This window comes from Pseudoalteromonas sp. SCSIO 43210 (assembly GCF_054133285.1).
Map to the genome: position 1 here is coordinate 2,067,552 of NZ_CP087225.1, position 25,436 is coordinate 2,092,987.

At 38.2% G+C, this 25,436-nt stretch carries 24 protein-coding genes; 11 read left to right on the top strand and 13 right to left on the bottom strand.

Features of this window, described 5'->3' with window-relative positions; translation table 11 throughout:
• Positions 1-187 precede the first annotated feature (187 nt).
• On the top strand, positions 188-1,150 hold the full coding sequence (locus LOS73_RS08835; protein WP_457934845.1) for a TDT family transporter: 963 nt from the start codon (positions 188-190) through the stop codon (positions 1,148-1,150).
• Between the two features lie 2 nt (positions 1,151-1,152).
• Here LOS73_RS08835 and LOS73_RS08840 read toward each other — a convergent pair whose 3' ends face one another.
• The gene (locus tag LOS73_RS08840) at positions 1,153-1,344 is read right to left on the bottom strand and encodes a DUF2986 domain-containing protein (RefSeq protein ID WP_033030776.1); all 192 of its coding nucleotides are present in this window, start codon (positions 1,342-1,344) and stop codon (positions 1,153-1,155) included.
• A gap of 137 nt (positions 1,345-1,481) precedes the next feature.
• Here LOS73_RS08840 and LOS73_RS08845 point away from each other — a divergent pair, with 137 nt between their 5' ends.
• Positions 1,482-2,969 (top strand): dipeptidase, encoded by a 1,488-nt coding sequence (locus tag LOS73_RS08845; RefSeq protein ID WP_457934846.1) that lies wholly within the window; start codon positions 1,482-1,484, stop codon positions 2,967-2,969.
• A gap of 306 nt (positions 2,970-3,275) precedes the next feature.
• Here LOS73_RS08845 and LOS73_RS08850 read toward each other — a convergent pair whose 3' ends face one another.
• Together LOS73_RS08850 and LOS73_RS08855 are read right to left on the bottom strand one after the other, a co-directional pair.
• Complete coding sequence (locus LOS73_RS08850; RefSeq protein ID WP_342862931.1) at positions 3,276-3,410, bottom strand: DUF2256 domain-containing protein; 135 nt, start codon at positions 3,408-3,410, stop codon at positions 3,276-3,278.
• 2 nt (positions 3,411-3,412) lie between these two features.
• Positions 3,413-4,936 (bottom strand): FAD-binding domain-containing protein, encoded by a 1,524-nt coding sequence (locus LOS73_RS08855; RefSeq protein WP_457934847.1) that lies wholly within the window; start codon positions 4,934-4,936, stop codon positions 3,413-3,415.
• Positions 4,937-5,056: 120 nt separating this feature from the next.
• Here LOS73_RS08855 and LOS73_RS08860 point away from each other — a divergent pair, with 120 nt between their 5' ends.
• Genes LOS73_RS08860 through LOS73_RS08880 form a run of 5 tightly spaced genes read left to right on the top strand, consistent with a single transcriptional unit; the run spans position 5,057 to position 10,049 of the window.
• The gene (locus LOS73_RS08860; RefSeq protein WP_457934848.1) at positions 5,057-5,665 is read left to right on the top strand and encodes a flavin reductase family protein; all 609 of its coding nucleotides are present in this window, start codon (positions 5,057-5,059) and stop codon (positions 5,663-5,665) included.
• A gap of 32 nt (positions 5,666-5,697) precedes the next feature.
• Positions 5,698-7,350 carry a YHYH protein gene (locus tag LOS73_RS08865; protein WP_457934849.1) on the top strand — a complete coding sequence of 551 codons (1,653 nt, stop codon included), beginning with the start codon at positions 5,698-5,700 and terminating at the stop codon, positions 7,348-7,350.
• Between the two features lie 9 nt (positions 7,351-7,359).
• A complete protein-coding gene (locus LOS73_RS08870; RefSeq protein WP_457934850.1) occupies positions 7,360-7,890 on the top strand; it encodes a hypothetical protein in 531 nt (176 codons plus the stop codon).
• A complete protein-coding gene (locus tag LOS73_RS08875; RefSeq protein WP_457934851.1) occupies positions 7,890-9,335 on the top strand; it encodes an ATP-binding protein in 1,446 nt (481 codons plus the stop codon). The genes LOS73_RS08870 and LOS73_RS08875 overlap by 1 nt, the downstream gene beginning before the upstream one ends.
• Positions 9,336-9,374: 39 nt before the next feature.
• Positions 9,375-10,049: a response regulator gene (locus LOS73_RS08880; RefSeq protein WP_033023590.1), complete on the top strand. Its 675-nt coding sequence runs from the start codon at positions 9,375-9,377 to the stop codon at positions 10,047-10,049.
• 28 nt (positions 10,050-10,077) lie between these two features.
• On the opposite strand, the gene LOS73_RS08885 is transcribed toward LOS73_RS08880, so the two are convergent.
• On the bottom strand, positions 10,078-10,935 hold the full coding sequence (locus LOS73_RS08885; protein ID WP_007376869.1) for a PA4780 family RIO1-like protein kinase: 858 nt from the start codon (positions 10,933-10,935) through the stop codon (positions 10,078-10,080).
• A 298-nt stretch (positions 10,936-11,233) separates the two neighbouring features.
• Here LOS73_RS08885 and LOS73_RS08890 point away from each other — a divergent pair, with 298 nt between their 5' ends.
• Positions 11,234-11,509 carry an EF-hand domain-containing protein gene (locus LOS73_RS08890; RefSeq protein ID WP_007376870.1) on the top strand — a complete coding sequence of 92 codons (276 nt, stop codon included), beginning with the start codon at positions 11,234-11,236 and terminating at the stop codon, positions 11,507-11,509.
• Between the two features lie 12 nt (positions 11,510-11,521).
• Positions 11,522-12,019 carry a hypothetical protein gene (locus LOS73_RS08895; protein ID WP_457934852.1) on the top strand — a complete coding sequence of 166 codons (498 nt, stop codon included), beginning with the start codon at positions 11,522-11,524 and terminating at the stop codon, positions 12,017-12,019.
• A 43-nt stretch (positions 12,020-12,062) separates the two neighbouring features.
• Here LOS73_RS08895 and LOS73_RS08900 read toward each other — a convergent pair whose 3' ends face one another.
• The 6 genes from LOS73_RS08900 to LOS73_RS08925 form a co-directional block, all read right to left on the bottom strand.
• On the bottom strand, positions 12,063-13,436 hold the full coding sequence (locus LOS73_RS08900; RefSeq protein WP_337150873.1) for an FG-GAP repeat domain-containing protein: 1,374 nt from the start codon (positions 13,434-13,436) through the stop codon (positions 12,063-12,065).
• A 111-nt stretch (positions 13,437-13,547) separates the two neighbouring features.
• Positions 13,548-16,844, bottom strand: a complete 3,297-nt coding sequence (locus LOS73_RS08905; RefSeq protein ID WP_457934853.1) for a PAS domain S-box protein — start codon at positions 16,842-16,844, stop codon at positions 13,548-13,550.
• Positions 16,844-18,082, bottom strand: coding sequence for an ABC transporter substrate-binding protein (locus tag LOS73_RS08910; RefSeq protein WP_457934854.1), 1,239 nt, complete (start codon positions 18,080-18,082; stop codon positions 16,844-16,846). The genes LOS73_RS08905 and LOS73_RS08910 overlap by 1 nt, the downstream gene beginning before the upstream one ends.
• A 213-nt stretch (positions 18,083-18,295) precedes the next feature.
• Positions 18,296-19,138: a glutathione-dependent disulfide-bond oxidoreductase gene (gene yghU, locus LOS73_RS08915; RefSeq protein WP_007376875.1), complete on the bottom strand. Its 843-nt coding sequence runs from the start codon at positions 19,136-19,138 to the stop codon at positions 18,296-18,298.
• 90 nt (positions 19,139-19,228) lie between these two features.
• Positions 19,229-19,810 (bottom strand): rhomboid family intramembrane serine protease, encoded by a 582-nt coding sequence (locus LOS73_RS08920; RefSeq protein WP_033031816.1) that lies wholly within the window; start codon positions 19,808-19,810, stop codon positions 19,229-19,231.
• A 116-nt stretch (positions 19,811-19,926) separates the two neighbouring features.
• Complete coding sequence (locus LOS73_RS08925) at positions 19,927-20,610, bottom strand: type 1 glutamine amidotransferase domain-containing protein (RefSeq protein ID WP_457934855.1); 684 nt, start codon at positions 20,608-20,610, stop codon at positions 19,927-19,929.
• Between the two features lie 156 nt (positions 20,611-20,766).
• Between LOS73_RS08925 and LOS73_RS08930 the strand changes: the two genes are divergently transcribed.
• Positions 20,767-21,690, top strand: a complete 924-nt coding sequence (locus LOS73_RS08930; protein WP_007376878.1) for a LysR family transcriptional regulator — start codon at positions 20,767-20,769, stop codon at positions 21,688-21,690.
• Between the two features lie 32 nt (positions 21,691-21,722).
• Here the strand turns inward: LOS73_RS08930 and LOS73_RS08935 are convergent, their stop codons facing one another.
• The 3 genes from LOS73_RS08935 to LOS73_RS08945 form a co-directional block, all read right to left on the bottom strand.
• A complete protein-coding gene (locus LOS73_RS08935; RefSeq protein ID WP_306723763.1) occupies positions 21,723-22,457 on the bottom strand; it encodes a dienelactone hydrolase family protein in 735 nt (244 codons plus the stop codon).
• A 506-nt stretch (positions 22,458-22,963) separates the two neighbouring features.
• Positions 22,964-24,286: a glycerophosphodiester phosphodiesterase family protein gene (locus LOS73_RS08940; RefSeq protein WP_457934856.1), complete on the bottom strand. Its 1,323-nt coding sequence runs from the start codon at positions 24,284-24,286 to the stop codon at positions 22,964-22,966.
• A gap of 441 nt (positions 24,287-24,727) precedes the next feature.
• On the bottom strand, positions 24,728-24,952 hold the full coding sequence (locus LOS73_RS08945) for a hypothetical protein (protein ID WP_033032352.1): 225 nt from the start codon (positions 24,950-24,952) through the stop codon (positions 24,728-24,730).
• 94 nt (positions 24,953-25,046) lie between these two features.
• Between LOS73_RS08945 and tnpA the strand changes: the two genes are divergently transcribed.
• The gene (tnpA, locus tag LOS73_RS08950; protein WP_457934953.1) at positions 25,047-25,352 is read left to right on the top strand and encodes an IS200/IS605 family transposase; all 306 of its coding nucleotides are present in this window, start codon (positions 25,047-25,049) and stop codon (positions 25,350-25,352) included.
• Positions 25,353-25,436 lie beyond the last annotated feature (84 nt).

The following is a 25,436-nucleotide window of genomic DNA, read 5'->3' on the forward strand; positions in this document are numbered from 1 at the left end:
GCAAAAGCCATAACCATGTTATGGCTTTTTTGCGCTTTAATAATTAAGCCGTAAGCTTATTTTTTATGAAATATTTGTATGCAAAAAGGGTTCTATTAAGCACGCTTGGATTAATTTTACAGCGTTATTTTAAGGTAATGCAGTAAAAAGTAGTAACTTGTTCATCACCCAATGATTAGGAAATACAGTGTTTAAGCAATTTAAAAATAAAGTGATGGGTGCGCCAACAGCTATGGCCGGTTTAGCTTTGGGTATTGCTAGTATGGGGTGGACATGGGAAAACGTTTTTAATTTAAACTCTCAAGGGCAATTTTTGGGATCGGTATTAGCTGGCGTATTAGTTTTACTTTTGGCTGCTAAGTTTTTACTACACCCTCATTTATTAAAAGCCGATTTAGCACACCCAGTTGCAGGAAGTGTGATCCCTACATTTGCAATGGCTAATCTTGTTATTTCAAACTCAATTGGGCAATTTAACCCATTGGCTGGTGATATTATGTGGGTTTTAGCTTTTGTGCTGCATCTCACATTTTTGGTGAGTTTTTTATACCAGCGAGCAAAAAAGTTTAACTTTGAGGATATGGCGCCCAGCTGGTTTGTGCCACCAGTAGGGATAATTATTGCAGATATTACTTTTTCGGGAAATCCGACATTAGCGTGGTTAGCTTATAGCGCGCTGGTTATTGGTATATCAACGTACGCGATAATGCTGCCCATTATGTTTTATCGTTTTTTATTAGCATTAAAAAGTGACTACGAAATACAGCCAACACTTGCCATTTTAGCTGCGCCTGCCAGTTTAACATTAGCGGGGTATTTTCATATTGTAGCTAATCCATCACTTGTTATAGTGGGGGCATTATTTATATTAGCGATAATAAAAACACTGATTGTTTATGTGTTATTTATAAAGTTATTACGTAGACCTTTTACGCCGAGCTACGCTGCTTTTACATTTCCAATGGTTATTGGGGCAACTGCATTATTTAAAATGAAAGACTGGATGCAAAGTATAAACCTCGCAATATCATATGTAGATACAGTTAATTACTTAGCTACGTTTGAGCTTATAGTTGCCACGGGAGTGATATGTTATGTAAGTGGTCGCTACTTTTGCCACTTTAAATTATCAAAGCAACGGGTAACGTAAAGTTACTCTTGGGTTACCTGTGGCTCATTACTTTCTTGTTCAGCTAGTTTTTCGCGCTCAGCTTTTGATACATAAGACGGTTTGTTGCTTTTGTGTAGTTTAGCGTTAGTGCGTTTATCTTTCTTTTGAAATTTAGTGACGATTTTTTTACGACGGTTCACAATTAAAGACCCTGTTAATTTTAAGTCGCGCATTATACATTCATCCTCATAAAAGCTGCTATATAAATATTTACCTTAAGTTACCTGTGTGCCTGCCACAAATTGCTATATGTAAGCCTCCCATAGCGTTATAATTAATGCTCTTAGTTATTAATTAAATGGGAATTGTTTTGAAAAAGTTAGCTTTAGCCAGTATTGCTTTATTTGCATTTGGTGCTCATGCGCAGTTAAATAAAAATATTGATAGCGTTGCCGATTACGCAGTAAATACCTACCAAAATGCTCAAATACACACACTAACTAACTTAGTGGCTTTTCCGACGGTTAATAAAAACGACATTAGCGCTCCTCAAAATCCCGATTTTATTGGCTTTAAAGCACTTTTAAAAATGAAAGCCGCAGAGCTTGGTTTTGACTATCAAGATTTAGGCTACACCGTATTAATTGGTATGGGCGAGCAAAGCGAAAAAGTAACGGTAGTAACCCACGGCGATGTGCAACCTGCTAATGCTAGCAAATGGAAACAAAGTCCTTTTATTATTGATACATCTGAACCGGGTAAATTAGTTGGTCGTGGTACGGAAGACGATAAAGGTGCAATAGCAACAGCGCTTTACGCCATGAAAGCAATTAAAGATAAAGGCATAACGCTTAATAACCGAATTGAGCTGATGATTTACCTTGCAGAGGAGTCTGATTGGGGTCCGCTTACTAAATTTATGAAAACGTATGAACAACCAAAATATGCAGTAACGATTGATGCATCATACCCTGTAGTGGTTGCCGAGAAAGGCTGGAGCTTAATTGCACCTACTTTCAATGCAACATCACCACAGACGGGTTTATATGTAAAGGATGTAACTGGCGGTGCGTTTAGAAGCCAAATTCCAGAAGACGCAAGCTTAGTACTTCACAATGCAGACGCTGCACTTATTAATACATTAAAAGCAAAAGCCAAAACATTAAATAAAGTTGAGTTTAACTTTAGTGAGCAAAATGATGCCTTAGCAATAAGTGTTAAAGGTATGTCGGCGCATTCATCAGAGCCGGAGTCGGGTATAAATGCCATTGCTTATTTAGCTGAGTTATTTAAAGGCGTGGAGCTTGAAAATAACAGTGACGGTGAGCTAATCGACTTTGTGAATCAGTTAATTGGTTTAGATATTCATGGTAAACAGTTTGGCGAAATAGCTTACAAGCACGACTTTATGGGCCCAATGACAGTGGCACCAACAGTTATTGAACGCGATGGTAATGTGCTAACACTCGCTGTAAATGCACGTCGCCCAATGGGTAAAGACGAAGCTGTATTACAAAAGCAAATTGATGATGCACTCGCTAATTGGCAAGCCACTAACAATGTAACGCTTGCCAACATAGAAACAATTATTGGCACACCTATGCTACTTGATAGCGCGCCGCATGCGCAAAAGCTGCTTGATATTTTCAAGCATTTTACGGGCGACGAAAAAGCTGACTTTGTATCAATAGGTGGTGGCACTAACGCAAAGCTGTTTGATAATGCGGTATCGTTTGGCCCTTCAATGCCAGGTAAGCGCTACACAGGTCACTCAGAGCATGAATTTATGACACTTGAGCAACTTGAACTGAATTTACGTATGTACACAGCAATGATGATAGAGCTAGGTAATATGTAAGTTATAGTTGTTTAGTAAAAGCCGCCTTGGTTAACTGGGCAGACCCAGCAAGGCGGCTTTTTTGTGTTTATTAAAACTGGGCTACAAAGCTAAGATTGTATCTATCGTAGTTATCATAGTCAGTGTAATTACACCAATTTGCATAAAGATTAAATCAATTTTATCCAGTCACTAGAGTATATGTTTTTAACTGCTTCAGGAGCTAAGATAAATTTATTCCACGGTTGCGATATCTGTTCGACTATTTCTTCATAACCACTAAATATTTGATTATATTGAAAAATAGATGCCAGTTAATTATTACTCTTATTTATTACGCCTACAGTGCTCTGAACAGTAAATAACGTTATCCCAGTCGCGCTGCCATTTTTTACGCCATGTAAAAGGTTTATTACAAATAGGGCATATTTTTTGAGGTAAGTTTAGTTTTTTGTGCGCCATGCTTACTTAGCCTTACTGTTAGTTTTAGTGTTGTTTTTATTTTTTGCTTGGCTTGTTTTTGGTGTAATTGCTACGTGCCTTCTAAGAATTTTCCCTATGGCGCGTTTAACATCGGCTCGCTCACGGTACTGCCATAAGCGCTCGCGTGCTTCTTTTGAGGCAGTGGTTAAATCAAGCATGGGTTCAGGGTAATCCTCCCCTAACTTAAAGTCGTTAAAGAGTGCTTCCATCGGAGTTTGCTCCCAAGGCTGATGTAAATATTCAATAGGGAGTTTTTCAAGCTCGGGGCACCACTTTTTAATAAACGAACCTGTTGGGTCTTGATCTTCTGATTGTTTAATTGGGTTGTAGTGCCTAATGGTATTAATACCTGTGACCGAGGCTTGCATTTGAATTTGCGGATAATGAATCCCTGGCTCAAAATCTAAAAAGTAATTAGCAAGAGGAAAGCTTGCTTGCTGCCAGCTAATATTTAAATGATGCGTTACGAAGCTTACAAGCATGGCACGCATTCTAAAATTTATATAACCGGTGGCTTTTAAGCAGCGCATGCAAGCGTCAATAATTGGAATACCAGTTTGACCTTGCGCCCAGCGTTCAATATCGTTTTTCACACGTTCATCATCACGATACGGAAATACGTGATAACCCGGATTAAGGGCTAAAAACTCCATGGAGCACTCGCTTTCAAACTTTTGCATAAAGTGGCAGTGCCAATGCAAGCGAGATACAAACGCAGCAAGCGGGCGCTTCCAGCCTCTTTTGTCAGGGTGTTTTGAATGATATTCATCAATGGCCATTTGATACACTTGCCTAAGGCTAATGTTCCCCCACGCTAAATACGGCGAAAGCCGAGAGCAGTGGGTTTGGCTTAAACTTGGGCTCGATATTCCTTTTTGATAACCTTTACCACGCTCGGCAAAAAAGCTCTGCATTACAGTGCGCGCATGCAGCGGGCCGCCTTGTTGAAAGCTGTCGTGATCTTGCGTGTAAGCGCTTGGCAGAACAGGTGCTTGATAGTTATTAAGGGTAATTGTTTTTATGCTCCTCCAATTAGGAACAGCAATAGGTGCTTGCATTGTTTGCTGCCAGCGTTCATTCCAATTATTACGATTTTTTTTGCCGCGAATCACCGCGCCTGTTTGCGACTCTTGCCAATTAATGTGGTTATGCTGGCACCAAGTTTTAATAGCTTTATCGCGCTCAAAGGTATTGTTTAAGCCTATTTCTTGATGGCTAAATATATTTACTATTTCAAACTGCGTCTTTAACGATTCAAGTAAATCGCTCATATTTAAATTAAATACATAAACACAGGCGTTAAAACGCGCTAGCTGATTATTTAACTCAACTATTGATTGATACACAAAGCGCCAGTGCCGCTCATTGTAGTGTGCATCTTCGAGCAGTAATGGCTCAAAGTTATAAAGTAACAGGGTCGGTAAGCCATTACTAAATGCATTTTTTAATGGTTGATGATCGCTAAGACGTAAATCACGTTTAAACCACACGATGTTTATTTTCATATAATTGGTTTATTGCTTTAAATAGAAATAAAAATTAACTTGTTATTTAATTGAGTTAGCCAAAGTTATACGTAACTACCTTGAATTAAGATTTAGTTTTAATGTATTAAAAGGAAATGTATGTTTTTAGATCTCACCGAAAATACCAACCAAAATGTGTACTCTTACTTAGTCGGTGGTATAAGCCCACGGCCTATCGCATGGATAAGTACATTAAATAGTGAAGGTATTGCGAATATTGCGCCTTATTCATTTTTTACTGTGGCTAGTTGCAAGCCACCTGTTTTAAGTGTTACGCAAGTAAACCCTAGTGATAAAACGAATAAAGATACGCTCAATAATCTAATGGCAACTAAAGAATGTGTGGTTAATATTGTCAGCCAAGAGCTAGTTGAAAAAATGAATCAAAGTTGTGCAAATTATCCTAGTGATATAAGCGAATTTGATGCAGCAAACATCGCCCAAGCTCCAAGTAAGTTAGTTAATGCGCCAAGCGTTGCCGATTCAAAAGTACGGTTTGAATGTAAGTTACGCGAAGTTATTAGTATTTCAAATGAGCCTGGCGGCGGAAAAATGATGTTGTTGGATGTAGTGGGTATTTGTATAGACGATGAAGTAATGAGTGGTGACTATATTGACCCTGAATTATTAAATGCAGTGGGCAAAATGGGCGGCGATTACTTTAGTACAACCAAAGATAAGTTTTTGCTTAAAAGACCACAGTTGTAATTTTATGTAGATTCTTCCTTTGTTTGTGCACATTGTTTGCACTTTTACTTGTTAACTTTGCTTTATTAAACGTTAAAGTAAAGGTTCAAACATTGAAAACACTTCTTAAAATAAAAGCCTCTAATGTAACTAAATTATTTGCCTTAAGTGTGCTTTGTATCGCTTTAAGCGCATGTAATAGCGATTCAACAAGCACAACAACAGGCGGCGAAACAGTCAGTAATAGTGCTCCAACGGTTGATGCCGGTATTGACCAAACTGTTAATGCGGGTGATACCGTTTATTTAAGTTCAACGGTTGAAGATGACGGCGAAGTATCTGTTAGTTGGTCACAAACATCAGGCACTACCGTTAGTTTATCTTCAAGTACCGCAACGTCTACTGAGTTTGTTGCACCTGAGGTATTAACCGATGAAGCACTTGTATTTGAAATCAGTGCAGATGACGGTACTAATGATGTTGTTATTGATACCGTTACTATTACGGTAATTGCATCATCAGATTATGATGGTGATACCAGTGTAAAGCTCTCTAGTTGGTTAATTAATAATGATACAACCTCTACTTATATACAAAACAATGGCGCAGTGGTTGAAGATGTTCAATCAGTTGAGGTTGTTACTGTTACAGAGGAAGATGCTGACGTTGAATACATGTACGTGCAAACAACTGACATTCCTAAATATGACGTAACGCTTACACAAGACCAAGTAGACGCGTTAAATAATCGCCCGCGTGCAGCTACTGATTTTTATAACGGTGTAACCTCAGCAGCAGTAGGTCAAACTATTTCGTTTGGTGAAGATATTGGCTATAACAGCAGCACTGAAAACTGTGATGACACGGGCGGTGCAGGTTATTGGCCTCCAGGACCAGGCTGCCCAACAGAACAAGCGGTTGAGGCGTATTTTCCGCTAACACCGACCGACTTATCAGGCACTGAAACCTGCGAAACAGGTTTAGGTACAGTTGGCTTAATGGTTAATGGCACCAGTATATTTAACTGGGGCGATGGTATGAGCTACGGTAATAATATTTGGTATACATTAGCGCCCATTGCTGAGCAGTACGATGTTGATGTGTGTGGCGGACATGCTGCTAACGGGGAATATCATCATCACTTTTATACGAGTTGCTTAGCTGATTTACTTGAAGATGATGGCGATGCGCATTCACCTATTTATGGGTTTGCAGCTGATGGTTATCCACTTTACGGTCCTTATGAAAGTAACGGCCAACTAGCATTAAGTGGCTGGGAAATGCGTGATTATGGCGCATCAGAAAGTGAGGGTGGTTGTGGTACTGAGGGCGAGCGAAGCTGTACCTTAGTTGATCAATACGATGTTAGCCAAGGTACACAAACAAGTGATGCAGGTCCTGCTATTGGCGCACAAGTAACGACGCTCTCTGGTAATACATTAAATGCCGACGATGGGTATTACTTTGAAGATTATTACTACGCACAAAAAACAGTAACCGGTACTCAATTAGATGAGCATAACGGCCACGATATTAATGATGGCAAGGGTTATCACTACCATATAACACTAACGTTAGACAGTGATGGTAAATTACAGCCTTCTTTTCCTTATCAAATAGGGCCTCGTTTTAAAGGTCAATTAGCCGATAATTCGATTGGTCGCTGTGACACTGGCGAAACAATGGGTCCACCACCGGGAATGTAAGGAGTAACTATGCGTTATTTTAAATACGCATTGATCCTAACTACTGCTGTGCTATTGAGTTTTAAGCTCTTTGCGCAGCAGGAAATGATGGATCATAGCCATATGCCTATAGCTGTGCCAAATGATACGCCAATCCCGGCATTAAGCCTTAAGTTATTAAAAGATAGTATGTTGGGTTATAACTTAATTTTAGATACACAGCGTTATGATTTGTCTGTGCCGCCAGAGGGCACGATGAACATGCAACAAATGATGGTTGCGACAACAAACCAAGGCACCGGTTTTTTACAAGGTCATGCTCATTTATACATTAATGGGGTTAAAATACAGCGAATTTACGGACAAGCGTTGCATTTACCTGCTAACTTATTTAAAACTGGTATAAATACCGTATCGGTTACTTTAAATAATCATGGTCATATGTATTGGACCGTTCAAGGCAAAAAAATAGTTGCTACGTTGTATGTTAGCGATCAAAGCAAAGAGTTTATAACATACCGATTTGAAAGCTTTCCTAGCAAGGTTGAAAACACGAATTAATGAAAATTCATAATAAACTTTTTTTAATACTATTTAGTTTTACCTTTAGTGTTATTGCAGGGCTAGTAGTACTTATACAATGGAGTATAGGCCAAGGCGTAATTGATTTTGTTAATGCAAAAGAGGTGAAAGCGCTTGAACCACTTGTTGTACAACTTGCAAAACAATACGAACAAACACCCTCATGGCAACGCGTTGTTGGCGATGGCGAAAATTTTAGAAAGCTTGTTGAATCGCAGCTAGAAAATAGCCAGTTTTTACCTAGACCACCAAAAGGTCCGGGTCACAGGGGAGGGATGATGCGACGACCGCCGCCAGATCATGTTCGTTTAGGGATGGATCGCCGCCCACCACCGGACAATATTGCTCACTACGCATTACTTGATGAAAATAAACAGCGAGTAGTGGGTAAATATCTCAGTGATTTAAAATATATAACAACCCCAATTACAGTGGGCGATAAAACAGTGGGTTACTTAGCTGTTTCCAAAAGAGATAACTTGGTTGATGGTTATGAGCTTGATTTTTTACAGCAGCAAACTAACTACTTATGGTTTATTGCTTTAGCTGCGGTATTGCTTACATTACTGGTTACCTTTTTATTGTCTCGCCACTTAGTTAGCCCAGTAAAGCAAATTGCTAACGGTATGCATCGCTTAACGCAAGGTAACTATGAGACCAAACTTACGCTTGAGCGAAAAGACGAATTAGGCCAATTAAGCGAAGATTTTAATATCCTTGCATTTACACTCGCTAAAGATGAGCAAGTACGTAAGCGATGGCTTGCTAATATTTCTCATGAGCTTAGGACGCCAATGAGCATTTTACTCGGTGAACTTGAAGCTATGCTACTTGGTATACGAGAACCGAACACAAAAAATATAAGTTCGGCTAACGATGAAGCTTTGCATTTAAAACGCTTAATACACGACTTGCATATGCTCAATAGCGCAGAGTTAGGTGGTATGCACTACACTATGCAACCTACTGATATGGCGTTATTATTAAATACTATTGAGCAAAAATATCAGGTTGTGCTTGAACAAAATAATATAAAAATTCATTTACTAAATAGCGCTAAACACATAACTGTACAAGCAGATAAAACACGCCTTTTGCAGCTACTCGATAATATTTTAATGAACGCAGTACACTATGCACAATGCTCAACTATTTCATTAACGGCTAGCAATATAAGTATTAAAGGGCAAACCTACTTAGAGCTAATAATTGAAGATAATGGCGTAGGTGTAGAGCAGTCGCATTTATCGCATTTGTTTGAGTATTTATATCGAGTAGATAGTTCGCGTAATCGCCAAGAGGGGGGTTCTGGTTTAGGCTTATCTATTTGCCAGCATATAGTTAAAGGCCATAATGGTGAAATAGCTGCTAAAAAAGCCAGTTTAGGTGGTCTTGCCATTATTATTAGATTGCCTACTATTTAGTTTATAAAAATAAAGTTGAGGTTACTTACAGAGATGCCTATGAGTGAACAAATTCTGATTGTGGAAGATGAAGTAAAGCTAGCTAACTTAATGAGTGACTTTTTAAGCAGCCACCACTTTATCACTCATCAAATACATCACGGGAATGAAGTATTACCTTGGCTTGAAATTAACAGCCCGAGTGTAATCTTACTCGACATAATGTTACCTGGCCAAAGTGGCATTGAATTGTGTAAAGCAATCAGGCGCTTTTCAAACGTGCCTATTATTATGGTATCGGCAAGAGTAGAAGAAATAGATAGATTACTTGGACTAGAGTTAGGTGCTGATGATTATATTTGTAAGCCGTTTAGTTATGCTGAGCTGGTGGCACGCGTAAAAGCTATATTAAGGCGATTAAATAACGCAAGTGATGTTACAGAGTCAACAATGAAGCTTGATGAGAGCACCTACAACGTAAAATACAAATCAAGCAGCATAGAGCTAACGAACTTTGAATTTCAGCTATTTAAACCTTTGTTTAACAACCCAAATCGTATTTATTCGCGCGATAGTTTAATGGACACTATGTACGCCGATCAGCGTATTGTGAGCCACCGTACTATTGATAGCCATATTAAAAAGTTGCGTAAAAAACTAGATGAAGTGACACAAACTGAAAGTGTTATTCAGTCTGTTTATGGGGTTGGCTACCGATTTGTGCACCCGCAGTAAGGGGGGATTAGTGAGCTATGACGATGAGCTACTCATCATCGTCAGCATTTTTAATTCGCTCTAAACGGTCAAACTCTTCATATTCTGCCGCTTGGATTTCATCAAGAATAGAATCTACATCGGCAAGTTCGTCGCTGTCTTCAAATTCACCTGTAAGCGTTGAATTAGGCGTTAAATTGGCCTCTTCAAATAATGCCCACATTTCTTTAGCGTATTGAGTTTTTAGTATGCTTGGCGCAAATTCACCATAGTAGCGGCGTATGTTATTGACATCGCGTGCAAACATAGCTTGTGCACTGTTATTTGCTGAAGCGTTAACTGCTTGCGGTAAATCTATAATTACAGGGCCGTTGTTATCTACAAGTACATTAAATTCAGATAAATCGCCGTGTATTATACCTGCGCAAAGCATAAGCTTAATATAATGCATCATGAGTTTATGCTGCTCAATCGCTTGCTCTTCACTAAAAACGACATGTCCAAGTTGAGGAGCTACGTTACCATCCTCGTCCGACACGAGCTCCATAAGCAGCACGCCATCAATACAAAAGTAAGTATCAGGTACACGTACACCCACACCGGCTAAACGAGATAGCGCATCCACTTCGGCATTTTGCCAAATCTCTTCTTCTAATTGACGGCCATAGCTAGAGCGTTTGCCCATAGCACGGGCTTGGCGTCCACCACGTACTTTTCGGCCTTCTTGGTATTGTGCCGCTTTTTTAAAGCTACGTTTAACGGCATCTTTATACACTTTTGCACAGCGTATGTGTTCACCACAACGCACAATAAATACATCGGCTTCTTTGCCGCTCATTAGTCGGCTTATAACTTCGTCAATAAGGCCATCATCAACAAGAGGTTGTAGGCGTTTAGGTATTTTCACAGATTGCCTGCTAAGTAGGGTTGGTTATTAATCATTATTTATGAAAGTGCTCTGTATTTGTTTGTTTAATTGGCTCAAGCAGTATATCAGCTTTGAGAATTAAGGGCAGTAACGCAACTGCTCGTCAGTTATTAATCGTATTATTTTATTAGCTTATATATTGATTGCAATGCAATCAACCATAACTTTTTAAATTAATTTTTTTATCAAAATAATTTACTACTTCCCTATTGTTTGCACATTGTTTGCGTTTTTAAAGCGTAATCTTAATTTAATTCTTAAATACGAGGTTATTACTATGAAGCATTTTTCAACACTTGCCACTGTGGCAATATTATCTATTGCTTTTTCAGCTAATGTAGCTGCACGAGGCGGTGACAATCCTCCTGAAAGACCTGATTTTTCAACTATTGATACTGATGGCGATGGTGTAATTAGCTTTGAAGAGTTTAGTGCTAAAAAACCACCGCACGGCGATGCACAAACAATTTTTGATTCTATAGATGCCGATGGTAATGGCGAAATTAGTGAACAAGAGCTTAGCGATCATAAACCACCTCGTCGTGAACGTTGAAAGGGTCCTAAAATGATTAATAGTATTAACAGCAGTTCTGCCAGTTTTATGTCGCAACAAAGCAGCCAAACAGCAAAGCTAACAACAGAGCAAAGCGATTTTATTAAAGAAACGCTTGCACAGTTTGATGCAGAAAACTTAACTAGCGACGATGCGCAAAGTATTCAAGCGGCGTTTAAAGAGCAAGATATTGCACCCACTAAAGAGCTTGCTGATTTAATGGGCGAACTTGAATTTGATGCTAAAAGTATTGGTGATGCAGGACGGGCAGAAGGCCAGCGTCCGCCACCGTCGCAAAACTCATTAGAATCAGTCGATACAGACGAAGTAGTCAGCTATTTAGATGAGCTCTTAACTGAGTATTCAAACCAGTTGTCAGGTGAAGATAAAGAATCAATCCTTGCATCAGTGCAAGAGAAATTTGGTTTAAGTGAAGGCGATTCGCTGCTAAATGTAACTGCTGAGGTATTATTACTTAGAGTAAAGCTGACTGTTACTCGAAAGTCTTAAGTCCAAAGCCCAACGGTTAATTCTGTTGGGCTTTTTTATTGGCTTAATTTAACCGTGTTTCTATTTTGCTGGTGCCATCTTCTTCGGTAAATTTAAATACAAAATCTTTTTTACCATCTTGGTTTATATCAACTAACAGAATATCTTTGTTATTTTTAGGCAGCGTTAATTTTAATTTCTTACGTTTTTTATTTAGCAGTGAATCTTGCTCTCCGTAATAAATATACAGTGTTTTTTTACTGTATTTGTATACCGCGTCAATATAGCTGTCGCCGTTAATATCGCCTAAATAGAGCGCTGGTTTGGAATCATTGCCGTTCATTCCCACTTCCATTTCTAAATCAAGTTCGATACTCGATTTATTGGCAAATGAGCCGTCGGGTTGCTGTTTATAAAGATTCATTTCTACATCTACATCAGTACTGCCACCGCCCAATGCCATAGACGCGATAGTACCTAAGCCAATATCTAAGTCCATTTTTTGTAAATCAATTAAGCCATCATTATTAAAATCAGTTTTGAGCAATAGTTCACTAGGGCCCTGTGTTTCAAATAAGGTAATGGGCGTATTAGTAAAACCTTTAGCGCTCCCTAGGTATAAAGTATGTGCTATTTTTATATCTAACGAATCCATACCTTGCGTAGGCTTAAACTGCCTGGTTGTAAAATCTAGAAATCCGTCGTTATTAATATCAATAATTTGCTTTATTTTGCGAGTTTCACCATTACTTAGTTCGCCTAACTCGATGTCAAAGTCAATTGAGGTAAGCTTTTGCTCAAAGCCCTCTGAATTAGCAAGGAGTACATCTGCTCCAAAGTCGTTTGAAAATACTAGGTCGTTTAAGCCGTCGTGGTTAAAATCAATAACGACGGGTTTATTGCTAATATTAACTTCCAGCGAAAGTCCTTTACTTGAAAAACGACCTTCATACAAAGGTGTTTGCATAAATTGGTTGGGCTTAAAGCTGCCGTCTTTGTTTTGAACATATAAGGTGCTGCTTGTTAAATTAGGGATAAAAATATCACTTAAGCCATCGTTATTGGCATCAAAAACAAAATCAATTTTCTCAAACTCATCTACTTTTAATGTATTAAGCACTGATTCATAAGTAAACAATAATGTTGTTTTATCGCTATTGGTTTTATAAACCCCGTCGTTTGCTAAAATTAGTGCTTGTTTGGTATCGGCATTGGCAAGTGTTGCTACATCAAAACCAATCGCATTATTGGGTAGGGTAAGTTGAATGCTTTTTGCGCTTAGTAAATTGATGCTCTCAAGCTGCTTTAGGGTCTTGTTATATGCAAATACAGTTGCGGAGTCGGTCGTAATTAATGCTTGTGTTGTTTGTATTGCTAGTTTTTGTGCTGATACAAGGCAAGGAGCTAAAGCGCATAGCGTTATTATTATTTTATTCATTCGTTAATCCTTTAAATTAACGAGCAATATAGTATTGCTCAAGATTAATTTATAGTACCAACGACTAATTTTAGAACAACTAAATATATGTAAGAAAATGTGGCTGAATATCTATTTTACAGAGTGAGGAAGCCACTTTAAAAGCTTTTCAAATAAAATATCTTGGGCAATTGGTTTTGATATATAGTCATCCATTCCGGAATCTAAACATTTAGTTTTATCACCCGTCATAGCATTCGCTGTCATTGCTATGATTGTAATGGCGTTTGCTTTATCTCTTGCTTCATTATTTCTAATTAAAGTTGTTGCCTGATATCCGTCCATAACAGGCATCTGGCAATCCATTAAAATAAGAGAGTATGGCTCAATAGTATTTTTTTGATCTAAGTAATCAAGTACCTCTTTACCATTGGTCGCAATATCTACAACACTAATTCCCATCTTTTTCAATGTTGTTGCGGCGACAATCTGATTAATTTGATTATCTTCAGCTAATAAAATACGTATATCTTCACGCCATACAATATCATTCGGCCCAAGTGGTTTTTCGGTTATGGTACAAGTTTGGGTATTTTCACTATGTAAAGTGTTTCTCTCGGGTAAGCATTTTGTAAGAAGGTTAAAAATATCTTTAGTTGTCATCGGTTTTGGAAAGTAAGCAGTAAAACCATTTTGTTTATAGTGTTCATTAGTTTCAAACTGATCTATTGTGGTCATCAATACAAGGTTTGCTGTACTGAGAAGATTTAGATCATTAATCGTTTTACCGAGTGTTAATCCGTTACTGTCGCTAAGTTTTGTATCAATAATTACAATGTCGAAAGGATGAGCATGTTGGGTATAAAATTGCTCGTAAGTATTTAGCGCAATTTTTGCTGATGAGCTTATTGTTACGATTGCTCCCCATTGTGTAAGCTGCTTTTGAAGTACGTTAGCTTGGTTTTTGTTACTGCACGCTATTTGTATGTTAATTCCAGTAATATCTATAGGAGGCATTACTTTTTCTGTTTTTTTACCTTTCTTTAAAGTGATATCAAAAATAAAGTTACTCCCTTTATTTTCGTCCGACTTTACCTCTACTTCACCTTGCATCAAATTGCAGAGTTTCTTAACGATGGCTAACCCTAATCCTGTCCCGCCGTATTTCCGTGTTGTTGAAGAATCTACTTGTGAAAATGATTTAAATAACTTGGCTTGTTGCTCTACTGGAATGCCTATTCCGGTATCCTTCACTTGGCAGTTAAAGCGTATTTCATTCCCATTAGTGGGGATTAATTTAGCAATAATTTGCACTTCTCCTACATGGGTAAATTTAAGAGCGTTATTAACAAGATTTGTTAATATTTGTCTGAGTCGTCCAGGATCTCCAATAACGAAAGGGTATTTGATATCTGTAATATCTAAAATAAGTTCAATACCTTTACTATATGCTTGAGCTGCGACTGTTTCTAAAAAATCTCCTAGCATGGCATGCAAGTTAAACTCTAACTCTTCTAGCTCAAGCTTACCTGCATCTACTTTTGAAAAATCTAAAATATCATTAATTATATTGAGTAAAGAGTTTGCACTGTTAAGTGCAATACGTGTTTGATATTGCTGCTTTTCGTTTAGAGGGCTATCTAAAATAAAGTTAAGCATACCGAGTACTCCATTCATAGGCGTACGTATTTCATGACTCATTGAGGCTAAAAACTCACTTTTTGCTATATTCGCTTGTTCTGCTAATGCTTTTGCTTCAATTAATGAATGATTGGCAGCAATCCGTTTAGTGATATCTTGCTGAATTCCTACAAAGGCGGTGAGTTTAGAGTGTTCGTCAAAAACAGGGGAGATTTGTAAACTATTCCAAAATGCGGTGCCATCCTTTTTGTAGTTTACTATTTCTACACGCTGAGTTTTTAATGTTTTTATTGCGTTTTTAATGACCGATATTGATTTTTTATCTGTGTTGGGGCCTTGTAAAACACGGCAATTTTTACCGATCATATCTTCTTTTTTGTAACCGGTTATTTTTTCAAACTCGCTATTTAAAAATACTAAAGGTAGACCAGGAACTTTAGCATCTGCGATCGATATTCCTACATTACAAGACTCTATAGCATGGGCTAATAAATCATTTTGTTCTTTGGCTTTTTTTAATGCCTCTTGTGATTTTTTTTGTTCAGTGATGTCAGTAATTGAGCCCGCCATTCTGATGGCAATATTATTGCTGTCTCGTAATGCCATGCCTTTCGCTCTAAAGTGACGGTATACACCTGATTTATTCTTTAAGCGGTATTCAATATTATATGGTTTATTTTGCGTTAAATGCGCTTTTAATTGTTTTTGGTTTTCATCTATATCATCAATATGAATTAGGTTATTAAATGTTTCAATTGTATTAGGTAAAAACTCTATATCGTTTTCATTGTATCCAAGTAATACTCTAATCCGTGGGGAAAAATATATTGTATTAGAGAGGATATCCCAATCCCAAATACCATCATTGCTGCCTTCAACTGCTAACTCATAACGGGCTTCACTTAATTTGATCGCTTTTTTTGAAATCTCAAGCTGCTTAAATGGGTTTAATAGTAAATGCCTACCAAAAATTAATAACACAACAGATGAAAGGAGTAGGCTTAAAATAAGAGCTACTGCTATATCTAGCATAAAGGCGGTTACTTTTTCAGCTAACAAGCTGTTTTTTATTAAATAATTTAACTCAATGCCTGTGGAGCCAACCGGTTTTTTACTGATTGAAATATACTGCTGTGTTTCATCTAAATTTGAAAAAGAGACCCAAGGGCCACTGAGTATGATGTTGTGATTATTTAATACAAATTTTGCAGGTAATAACTCCCTAAGCGGTGTGCTAAATTGTACTGTTAGCACCCCTTCACTGAGGTTGTTATATTTTATAGGTACTGCAATGGTAAAAAAATATTGCGATTGTGATGACCGTAAAATAACAGCGCTTTCTATTTGATTGTTAATTATACTATTTAGCCAAGTAGGTTCTGTCGCAATTACCTCAGCTAATGATGAGTCACTGCTATACACAACTTCTTGGAGAATATTTGTAATAACAAGCTTTTCGGTTTTTCCTAAAATTTTATATTCATCAAGGTAATCTAATAGCGCAGCTTTAGATGTCTCTGAGCCCATGATTGCATTTGACAAAATTGGCTGGCGAGCAATATCTTTGAGGATCTGTTCTCGGGTTTCTATAAAAAGCATTAAGTAGCTAGTGGTTAACTCCGATTCAATTTCTATACTTTTACTCTGTAAATCATAAATAGCATCATTAGCTCTGCTCCCAACAAGTAAAAGGCTTATTGTTACTGAAAGTATTAAACTCAATGCTAAAAAAGTATAAAATGCATTGTTTGTTGTCAGTTTAAATTTATTACTCAGTGAGTTTGGCATTATTCTGGACTGCCTTCTAAATTATTTAATATATGAATACTCCCATCAGGTTTATAATTTGCCATGCATAAATCATCTAACCCAAGTGCTTCATGTGCATCTGCATCATCACTAGACCACTGAGTAAAAGGCTGCTTATATTGTTTAATTAATCCATCGATTGGTTGATTTAAATTCTCTAGTGCGAGCCTAATATTCGCCCTGTTTTTTTGTATATCGTCGGTTAATGTTGTTTGCGAAATAGCTTGTAATAGAATTTTAGTAAGATCATATGCATGAATAAACCCAGCCGGAGAATCCAGCTTTTCTGGTGCTATAGAAGGGGGGGAAAGCGATAGCGCTTGATTTACCACGTTTTTGGTAAGCTTTGTTTGGGGTTTAGTTAAAAAAGAAAAACAGCTTTGTATGAAATGCAGGTTGAGGTTTGATTTTATTGCGTGCTCAACATTTGTGAAAAAATCCCCCCCAGTGATCCCCCAGTGACTAATTATAGGTACTCGCTTATTCTCTACAAAACTTGCCATAGCGTTAATTATTTCAGCTCCTTCAAGTGCGTTACCCACAAACAAAATACAATCGGCTTGGTCGCTTATGATTTCACGTAGAATTATTTTTGCACTATTCGCTTTTATGTTCCAATTAAACCAATTTACTTTAGTTTTAATATTCCCCAATGCTTTGCTCATCGCAATATTGTTAGACTTACCCCAAGGGGTATTTTCTAATAACAGTTGGGGTTTTTGACAACCAAGAGTCTGCGTTGCAAATTGGGCCATTCTATGGCCTGCTTTTGTATCGTCTACAGAGAGTCTAAATACCCAGTTTTTCTCGTCAGGGTAGCGGGTAATTGGCCCACCAGCAGCCCAAGGAACTAAAAGTAATAGTTTATTTTTATTTATAAAATCACTATTTTTAATATAGGGAGGAGAGTGTAGACCCCCCAAAAAAACTAACGCGTTTGAATCTTTTAAAAACTGCTGCATATGCAGCAAGCTGCGATTAGAGTTTCCTCTATTATCTTTTTCAATAAAATTTATTTGGTAACCTTGTACATTATTATTAATTTCGGCGAGTGCTGTAAGTGCTCCCATTTTCATTGCATAGGCGGATTCGTTATGATTAGAGTAGTCAGAATCGTGATAAATAGTCAGTGTTTTAATATTTTCAGCGTAGGTACTAAAGGAAAAAGAGGCCGTATAAAAGAGGCTTATGATGATGAGATAAATAGTTATACGCATAAAAACACTTAGTTTTAATAATTTATATTAAAGTTAGCTTATTTTGGAGCGTTTTCATATTTTAAAAGAAAATAATTTTATAATAAATTATTTAAATAGTTAATTTGTATTAAGCTGTTGCTTTAATTGATTTATTGGCAATAAATGGCGTGTTTTTTGAAGTATAAAAGCCAGCAAATATTACTGGTTTTTATACAAAGATGCGTGGCTATTTTATTTAAAATCACTGCCTTTATGGCGCTCTGCCATTTGCTCTTCTTCAGGGCCCCATGTGCGATTAACACGACGACCGCGTTTTACAGCTGGACGCTCTGAAACCTGTGTAGCCCAGCGTACAACGTGAGTGTATGAAGCAACATCTAAAAACTCAGCTGCATCATACAAAGCACCTAGAACTAGCGAGCCGTACCACGGCCAAATGGCGATATCGGCAATTGAATATTCATCACCCGCCATGTATTCGTTTTCGCTTAAATGACGGTTTAACACATCAAGTTGGCGTTTAGTTTCCATTGTAAAACGGTCAATAGGGTATTGCATTTTACTTGGCGCATAGCTATAAAAGTGACCAAATCCGCCACCTAAGTATGGCGCTGAGCCCATTTGCCAAAACAGCCAGTTACGACACTGCGTTTTAGCTTTTAAGTCTTTAGGGATGAGTACATCAAATTTTTCAGCCAAATACTGTAAAATAGAACCTGATTCAAAAATACGAGTCGGTGGCGTGGTTGAATGATCCATTAGTGCTGGGATTTTCGAATTTGGATTAATATCAACAAAGTCAGAACCGAACTGATCGCCATCACCTATATTTATTAAATATGCGTCGTAGTCTGCACCAGTTAAGCCAAGCTCTAAAAGCTCTTCAAACATAATAGTGGCTTTTTGACCATTAGGTGTCGCAAGAGAATAAAGCTGAAATGCGTGCTCACCAATAGGTAGAGTTTTGTCATGAGTCGCGCCGGCAACGGGGCGATTAATACTAGCAAACTTACCGCCACTTTCACTTTCCCACGTCCATACTTTTGGTGGTGTATACTCGTTTTCATCACTCATAAATAACCTCAATGTTAAATAGAATTGTTTAATACTTACTCATAAATGGGGACATAAAAAATTAATTAAAGGTTTCGTTTAATATTTAACTCATCGACCTTTTAGCTTATCGTTTTTTGCTAATCTATAACCTAAAAACAACCCGCTTAGCGCTCCAAATAGATGGCTTTCAAACGATACATGGTAGCGCTGAGGTAAAACACCCCATATAAAACCGCTATAAAGTATGGCAACAGCAATAGCAATGATAATGGATTTTAACGAACGCCTGACCACGCCATAGCAAAGTATAAATCCCCACAAACCATATATAACACCGCTTAAACCAACATGTATGTTACTGCGCCCAAATGCCCAAACTAACAGTCCACCAACTAAAGCGGTAAAAATAAATACATTATAAAAACGCTTAACGCTGTATTGGCAAATTAGCCAACTTAATACTACAAATGGGATCATGTTACTGGCAAAATGCCACCAGCTACCATGCAAAAAAGGCGCGCATAGTATGCCAATTAAGCCTTGGATACTGCGTGGGTATATTCCTAAACCATTTAAGCTTATACCAGGGAGGCTATTAATTACTTGTAGTACAAAGCAAATAACAACAATACTAAAAATTGCGAAACGGGTACTGGTTAGTAATGACAGTGTGGTTGGCTTGGTTGCCATATAATTGCCCTAATTGACTTTAAGAGTTGCCAGTATAGGAATTGTACTTGCTAATGAAAAGCAATTAAAAAAGCACAGCATAAAATACTGTGCTTAATTTTAATTATTACTCGCTATTAACCTAACTTAGTTAGTAGCTTTTTAGCAGCTAGTTCAGAGCTTGCTGGATTTTGACCGGTAATTACTAAACCATCTACTAGTGCTAATACTCCCCAGTCGTCAGTTTTTTGATAATCGCCGCCTTTTTTAATTAGCTCGTCTTCAACTAAAAATGGCACGATATCGGTAAGTTGTACTGCAGCTTCTTCTGAGTTAGTAAAACCAGTTACTTTTTTACCCGCTACTAATGCATTGCCATCAGCATCTTTAACATTTAAAAATGCCGCGCTTGCATGACATACCGCAGCAACCGGTTTTTGCTCTTTTACAAAGCTTTCGATAAGTGAAATTGAATCTGTGTTGTCAACCAAGTCCCATAATGGGCCGTGGCCACCTGGGTAAAATACAGCGTCAAAATCGCTTGAATTCACTTCACTCAACACTTTAGTGTTTGCCATTAATGTTTGTGCTGCGCTATCTGCGTCATAACGTTTTGTTGCATCTGTTTGAAAATCAGCAAGTGTACTTGTCGGATCAATGGGTGGTTGGCCGCCAGCTGGAGACGCTAACGTTACTTCAACGCCGGCATCAACAAAGGCGTAATAAGGGGTTGCAAATTCTTCTACCCAAAAACCTGTTTTTTCGCCAGTGTTACCAAGTTCTGCGTGAGATGTAAGAACCATAAGTATTTTTTTAGACATTGAATATATTCCTTCTGATGATTTAAATTAGTAATCTTGCTTACCGATTACTATATGCACTAACACTCCTTTAAACAACGATGATAAATTTGACTTTATTGATTTAATAATTGATACAATTAAAGAGTTGAATTTGAAACACATTGTGGAGCGTTTATGAAAGTGTCGTTTGAGCAGTTAAAAAGTATGGTGGTATTTGCACAAATTGTAGAGCAGGGTAGCTTAACCGCTGCTGCTAAACAGCTAGGGCTTACGCGAGCCGTGGCAAGTTATCATTTAAAAAAATTAGAAACCCAACTTGAAATCACTTTACTAAATCGTTCAACCCGCACCATGGCGCTCACTGAAGCCGGCATTGCTTATTATGAGCGTTGTAGAATAATTACCGAACAAGCCAATGCCGCTAATCAACAAATAGAAAATATAAAAAGTGAGCCACAAGGTTTGCTTAAAATTAGTTGCCCCGTAAATGTAGGAATGCAATTAATTGTGCCTGCAATAAATACCTTTAAACGGCAATATCCTAAAATAAAAATTGATTTACAACTTACGGATGACGTTATCGATATTATTAAAAATGGGTTTGATTTTGCAATTAGGGGTGTGGCGCTGAGTGACTCCAACTTGCAGGCAACCAAGCTGACTACAATGAGCACCTGTATTTGTGGCGCGCCGGAATACTTTGCACATTTTGGAAAACCTAAAACGCCCTTAGAGCTAGCAGAGCACCAATGGGTCGTTTACCAGCTCGGGAGTAAAACATTAACACTTCAAAAAGATGGCAAAAAACACGATATTACAATGCAAGGCGGGCTAAGTACTAATAACGCAGCCGCACGTACTGCCTTTGTAGAAGCGGGGCATGGCATCGGGCGTATTCCGCTTTACGATGCGTGGCCAAAAGTACAAGCTGGGTTGCTTGAAATAATATTAGATGATTATAAAAGCAAAGATATTGAACTGTACGGAGTATTTCCGCCAGGGGCTGCGGGATCTAAAAAGTTACGATTGTTTATTGATTACTTAAAAGCATACTTTGTAAAGCAGCATACCGCTTTAGGTATGCTGAAAGGCGTTTAATTATTTTCGCTTTTAAAATATCTATAAAGCACTTATAAAGTACGGCTAAATAATGCAACCGCTTGTTGATACATATTAATAGCAAGGGCAGCGTCATATCGCTCACCTTCATCACGCATAAAGGCATGCTGTGCGTTAACTTCTTGCCATTGGTAATTAATGCCAGTGCTTACGCATTGCTGGTATATTTTAGTGCGGCCTTCCTTTGGTACATGCGGGTCTTGTTTTCCCCATATAAAGTGAATTTCACCTTGTATATCAGCCATACGCTCGAATGAGTTGTTGCCTAGTTTTGCCGGTAATGTATTGCTGTGAATATCAGTAGCGTATAAACAAAAAGCCGCTTTAATTTCAGGGTTAAGTGCTGCTCTATAAGCTAAATGTCCGCCAATGCATACGCCCATTGCGCCTACGGTGCTTGTGCAGTAAGTTTGTTGCTTTATAAAGTCGATAATGGCTTGCGTGTCGCTATCATGATGCTCAAGTGGTTTTGCCCATTTGTCGGCATTGCCTTTGTCTTTACCTGCATCGTCGTAAGCAAGCACAGTGCCTATAGGGTTTAACTCGTGAAATACTTCCGGGACTAACACCACAAAGCCATGGCTTGCTAAAATAGCTGCGCTGCGTGCAATCGGGGCGGTTTGCTGAAATATTTCAGAATAAAAAATGATAGCAGGGAACTGTCCTTGCGCTTGAGGGCGATATACAGTTGTTCGCATTAAACCTGTAGGTGTTGGCAAGTCAGCATTATGTTGTTGGATTATCATAAAAGCGCTCAGTTAAATAAAATTATATAATGATATGGTAACTGAGCGCGATAAAATAAACGACTTTTGTTGTCGAGTATTTATACCAACCTGCATAAATCTTTGATCAATTTAACGAATTAAATTTCACTATAACGTCGTTAAAAATTTTTATTTAGAACAACTAGATAAAAAAAATTTTGCCTAGTTCTAGGGCCTATTGACCTTTCAGGATTAAAATTTGTTCAATCTAGGGGCATTTAATCGCGGCGCGAGGTTTGTAACCTAGTGGGCTAAGTAAAAACCGAGTAAAAAAGAGTAAATAGCCCCGAGGCAGAACCCTTTGGGCAGCGCCTGTTTGGCATTTATGCTACGTTATCGCCTATTTATGGGGAATAACCACACTACATAGGCTCTGCCTTGCCTAAATACCAAACAGTCTGATGCAAATTTAACCTCGAAAGATAAACAGGCCCTAGCGTAATTTTCTTAACGTTAAATAGACCCCATATATAAGCAGATTGGTATTAAATACTTGCAGGCATTTTATTACAACTAGCGTAATAACTTACCGTAGCAGGCCAATCTGAAAATATAGCCATAACCCCCACGTCTTTTGCAAGTACATCAACAACCGTCATCATATCGCCATCGTTATCTATAACATCAGCAATTGATTGATAGTAATAGCCGCCGCCTTCATTTAGCGGGCCTGATCGCTCAAGGCTCCATGCAATAAGCGCTAAACCTGCCGCTTTAGCGTCAATTGCATATTGCGAGGGGACGATATTGTTTTCGCTATCTATTGTTAGCATCATCCAAATAGGAGGGGCTAAAATTTTAACGCCATCGGCAACAAGTTCATCCATGCTCGGTTGCCATGTTTGTGGGTTACTTGGATCAAAACCGGCTTCACTGTCGCGACCATCTAGGTATACGCTTTTGTCTGCAAAGTCAGGGTTGTTGTTAATCCAGTATTTTACGTCATCAAGGTTAAATGATTGCGGGTAAACTTTTGAGGCTGGCACATCCAATTGTGTGTACTCGTCTAGCATTTTTTGCGCATATTGCTCTTGTGTCATTCCATCAAATGGCATACTTACTTGTGGCGATTTTAGTTCTGGGGTCATTTTTACACCCAGCTCATTAAACAGTGCAATGCTTTGTTTATGGGTCATCAATGTGCCGTTGGTGGCATATAAATCAGTGCGCCAACTTGGTGTACCATCCATGTAATCGGCAACGGTAGTTGCATTAGTGTTTGCACCATCCATTTTACCTTCAAGTGTTAAAAACTCCGCTAAGCTTATGTCGCTGGTACAACATTTAGCTGATGCAGCAATACCATTAGCAGGATCGGCTGGTGTAAATGGCACACTGCATTTCGCTGCAAGTTCAGGAATGGCTAAAATATTAGTCGTGGTGTGTAAATCACATTGAGAGTGGCGACAAACAAGCTCTTTGTCGTTTGTAAATGTAACATCGCATTCAACAATGCCTGCGCCCATTCTGGCTGCAGCAATGTAGGCTTCTTTAGTATGCTCAGGGTATTGCATTGGCGCACCGCGATGACCAATGGAAAAATCAGTACGATAAAATGGCCCTTCGCTGCATGACTCTAATTTTGTTTTTAGTGTGCTTTGCGCCATATCATCAATTAAATAGTCGGGGCGAGTGCCTAGCTGAATATTTGCGCCTTCAGCAACCTCTACAACAATGGGCGTAGGTACTTCAACAATTTCCACTTCGGTGTTGGTAACAACCACTTCTTTTTCTACTATTTCTACATCGTCATCACAGCCTGACAATACAATTAATGCCAAGCCAATTAAAGGGACTGCATGTTTCATTTTTTATTCCACTAATTTATAAATTAACTTTAATTTTGTTTAATAAATGAACTTAGTGACGGTTCCGACCTTTTGACCAATAGTGATTGGATAGATAAGGAACAGGCATAATTTAAAAATACCAGCTTGGTTATGTTGAATTTAGTGCGAGTATTTTTTACTGTTAGTAAAGCTTATAACAAGATAATATCTCACAATATTTGCAGTTATATTACAAAAGCCAGCTAGGGCCTATATGGACTCCCCGTAAATGTCAAAAAGAAAAAGTTAAAATAAATTTAGATGCTAGCTTATATACGGACTCAAATTGAGGTGCTACCTCTGGCCTCTTATGTATTCGCACCTTCATGACTTTTCTGTTGAGCAGTTTATGAAACTTCAGGCCCTAACAGTCTATTGAAGGTTGGTCTTACCTATTTTAAGCGCTCTTATTGACAAATTTTAAGCCGCAAGTAATTGTGGCTGGTATTCTTTATCATGCTTTTGCATTGCAAAAGCCGTTCTTATCGTTTTATTCGCTAAAGCAATGGCTGCTACTTTCTTTCCTCGACGCGCGGTTAATGCTTTCAACCATACATCTTTTTCACTGCGACTTTCTCTTTTTTCTAGTTGGGAAACAACCGCTAATGCACCTTTAACAGAGCGTAGCGAAAATCTCGGGGGCAAGCCCCCGTGCTGGATAGTGTAGACTGGGCTTGTCCCAGTCTATACTATCGAACACATGGAACTTCAAAGAAATACGCATCACGTTTTTAGGATCATGTACCATTTTGTGTGGATACCTAAATATCGACATAAAGTGTTCTCAGAGCCTTATAGAACAGAGATGAAAGCAATTATTCAAAAGATTGGTTACGACTATGACATTGATATAATTGAGTTAGAAATACCAGAAGATCATATTCATATCGTAGTTCGAAGTGAACCGAAAATGTCACCTAGTAAAATAATGCAGATAGTAAAGAGTATTTCGGCGAGAGAATTTTTTCGACTTTATCCAGATGTAAAGAGGCGATACTTTTGGGGGGTAAGCTGTGGACTCAGAGTTATTTTGTCGAAACGATAGGAAATGCAAACGAAGATACGATCAGAGCGTATGTGCAAAACCAGCTAACCGAATTAGACAATAAAGAAAAACACGGGGCTCAGT

Excerpts from the sequence above, each read along its gene's own strand:
- LOS73_RS08840 (WP_033030776.1), bottom strand. The coding sequence starts at position 1,344 with ATGCGCGACTTAAAATTAACAGGGTCTTTAATTGTGAACCGTCGTAAA.
- LOS73_RS08850 (WP_342862931.1), bottom strand. The coding sequence starts at position 3,410 with ATGGCGCACAAAAAACTAAACTTACCTCAAAAAATATGCCCTATTTGT.
- LOS73_RS08855 (WP_457934847.1), bottom strand. The coding sequence starts at position 4,936 with ATGAAAATAAACATCGTGTGGTTTAAACGTGATTTACGTCTTAGCGAT.
- LOS73_RS08860 (WP_457934848.1), top strand. The coding sequence starts at position 5,057 with ATGTTTTTAGATCTCACCGAAAATACCAACCAAAATGTGTACTCTTAC.
- LOS73_RS08870 (WP_457934850.1), top strand. The coding sequence starts at position 7,360 with ATGCGTTATTTTAAATACGCATTGATCCTAACTACTGCTGTGCTATTG.
- LOS73_RS08875 (WP_457934851.1), top strand. The coding sequence starts at position 7,890 with ATGAAAATTCATAATAAACTTTTTTTAATACTATTTAGTTTTACCTTT.
- LOS73_RS08880 (WP_033023590.1), top strand. The coding sequence starts at position 9,375 with ATGAGTGAACAAATTCTGATTGTGGAAGATGAAGTAAAGCTAGCTAAC.
- LOS73_RS08890 (WP_007376870.1), top strand. The coding sequence starts at position 11,234 with ATGAAGCATTTTTCAACACTTGCCACTGTGGCAATATTATCTATTGCT.
- LOS73_RS08895 (WP_457934852.1), top strand. The coding sequence starts at position 11,522 with ATGATTAATAGTATTAACAGCAGTTCTGCCAGTTTTATGTCGCAACAA.
- LOS73_RS08900 (WP_337150873.1), bottom strand. The coding sequence starts at position 13,436 with ATGAATAAAATAATAATAACGCTATGCGCTTTAGCTCCTTGCCTTGTA.
- LOS73_RS08905 (WP_457934853.1), bottom strand. The coding sequence starts at position 16,844 with ATGCCAAACTCACTGAGTAATAAATTTAAACTGACAACAAACAATGCA.
- LOS73_RS08910 (WP_457934854.1), bottom strand. The coding sequence starts at position 18,082 with ATGCGTATAACTATTTATCTCATCATCATAAGCCTCTTTTATACGGCC.
- yghU (WP_007376875.1), bottom strand. The coding sequence starts at position 19,138 with ATGAGTGATGAAAACGAGTATACACCACCAAAAGTATGGACGTGGGAA.
- LOS73_RS08920 (WP_033031816.1), bottom strand. The coding sequence starts at position 19,810 with ATGGCAACCAAGCCAACCACACTGTCATTACTAACCAGTACCCGTTTC.
- LOS73_RS08925 (WP_457934855.1), bottom strand. The coding sequence starts at position 20,610 with ATGTCTAAAAAAATACTTATGGTTCTTACATCTCACGCAGAACTTGGT.
- LOS73_RS08930 (WP_007376878.1), top strand. The coding sequence starts at position 20,767 with ATGAAAGTGTCGTTTGAGCAGTTAAAAAGTATGGTGGTATTTGCACAA.
- LOS73_RS08935 (WP_306723763.1), bottom strand. The coding sequence starts at position 22,457 with ATGATAATCCAACAACATAATGCTGACTTGCCAACACCTACAGGTTTA.
- LOS73_RS08940 (WP_457934856.1), bottom strand. The coding sequence starts at position 24,286 with ATGAAACATGCAGTCCCTTTAATTGGCTTGGCATTAATTGTATTGTCA.
- tnpA (WP_457934953.1), top strand. The coding sequence starts at position 25,047 with ATGTACCATTTTGTGTGGATACCTAAATATCGACATAAAGTGTTCTCA.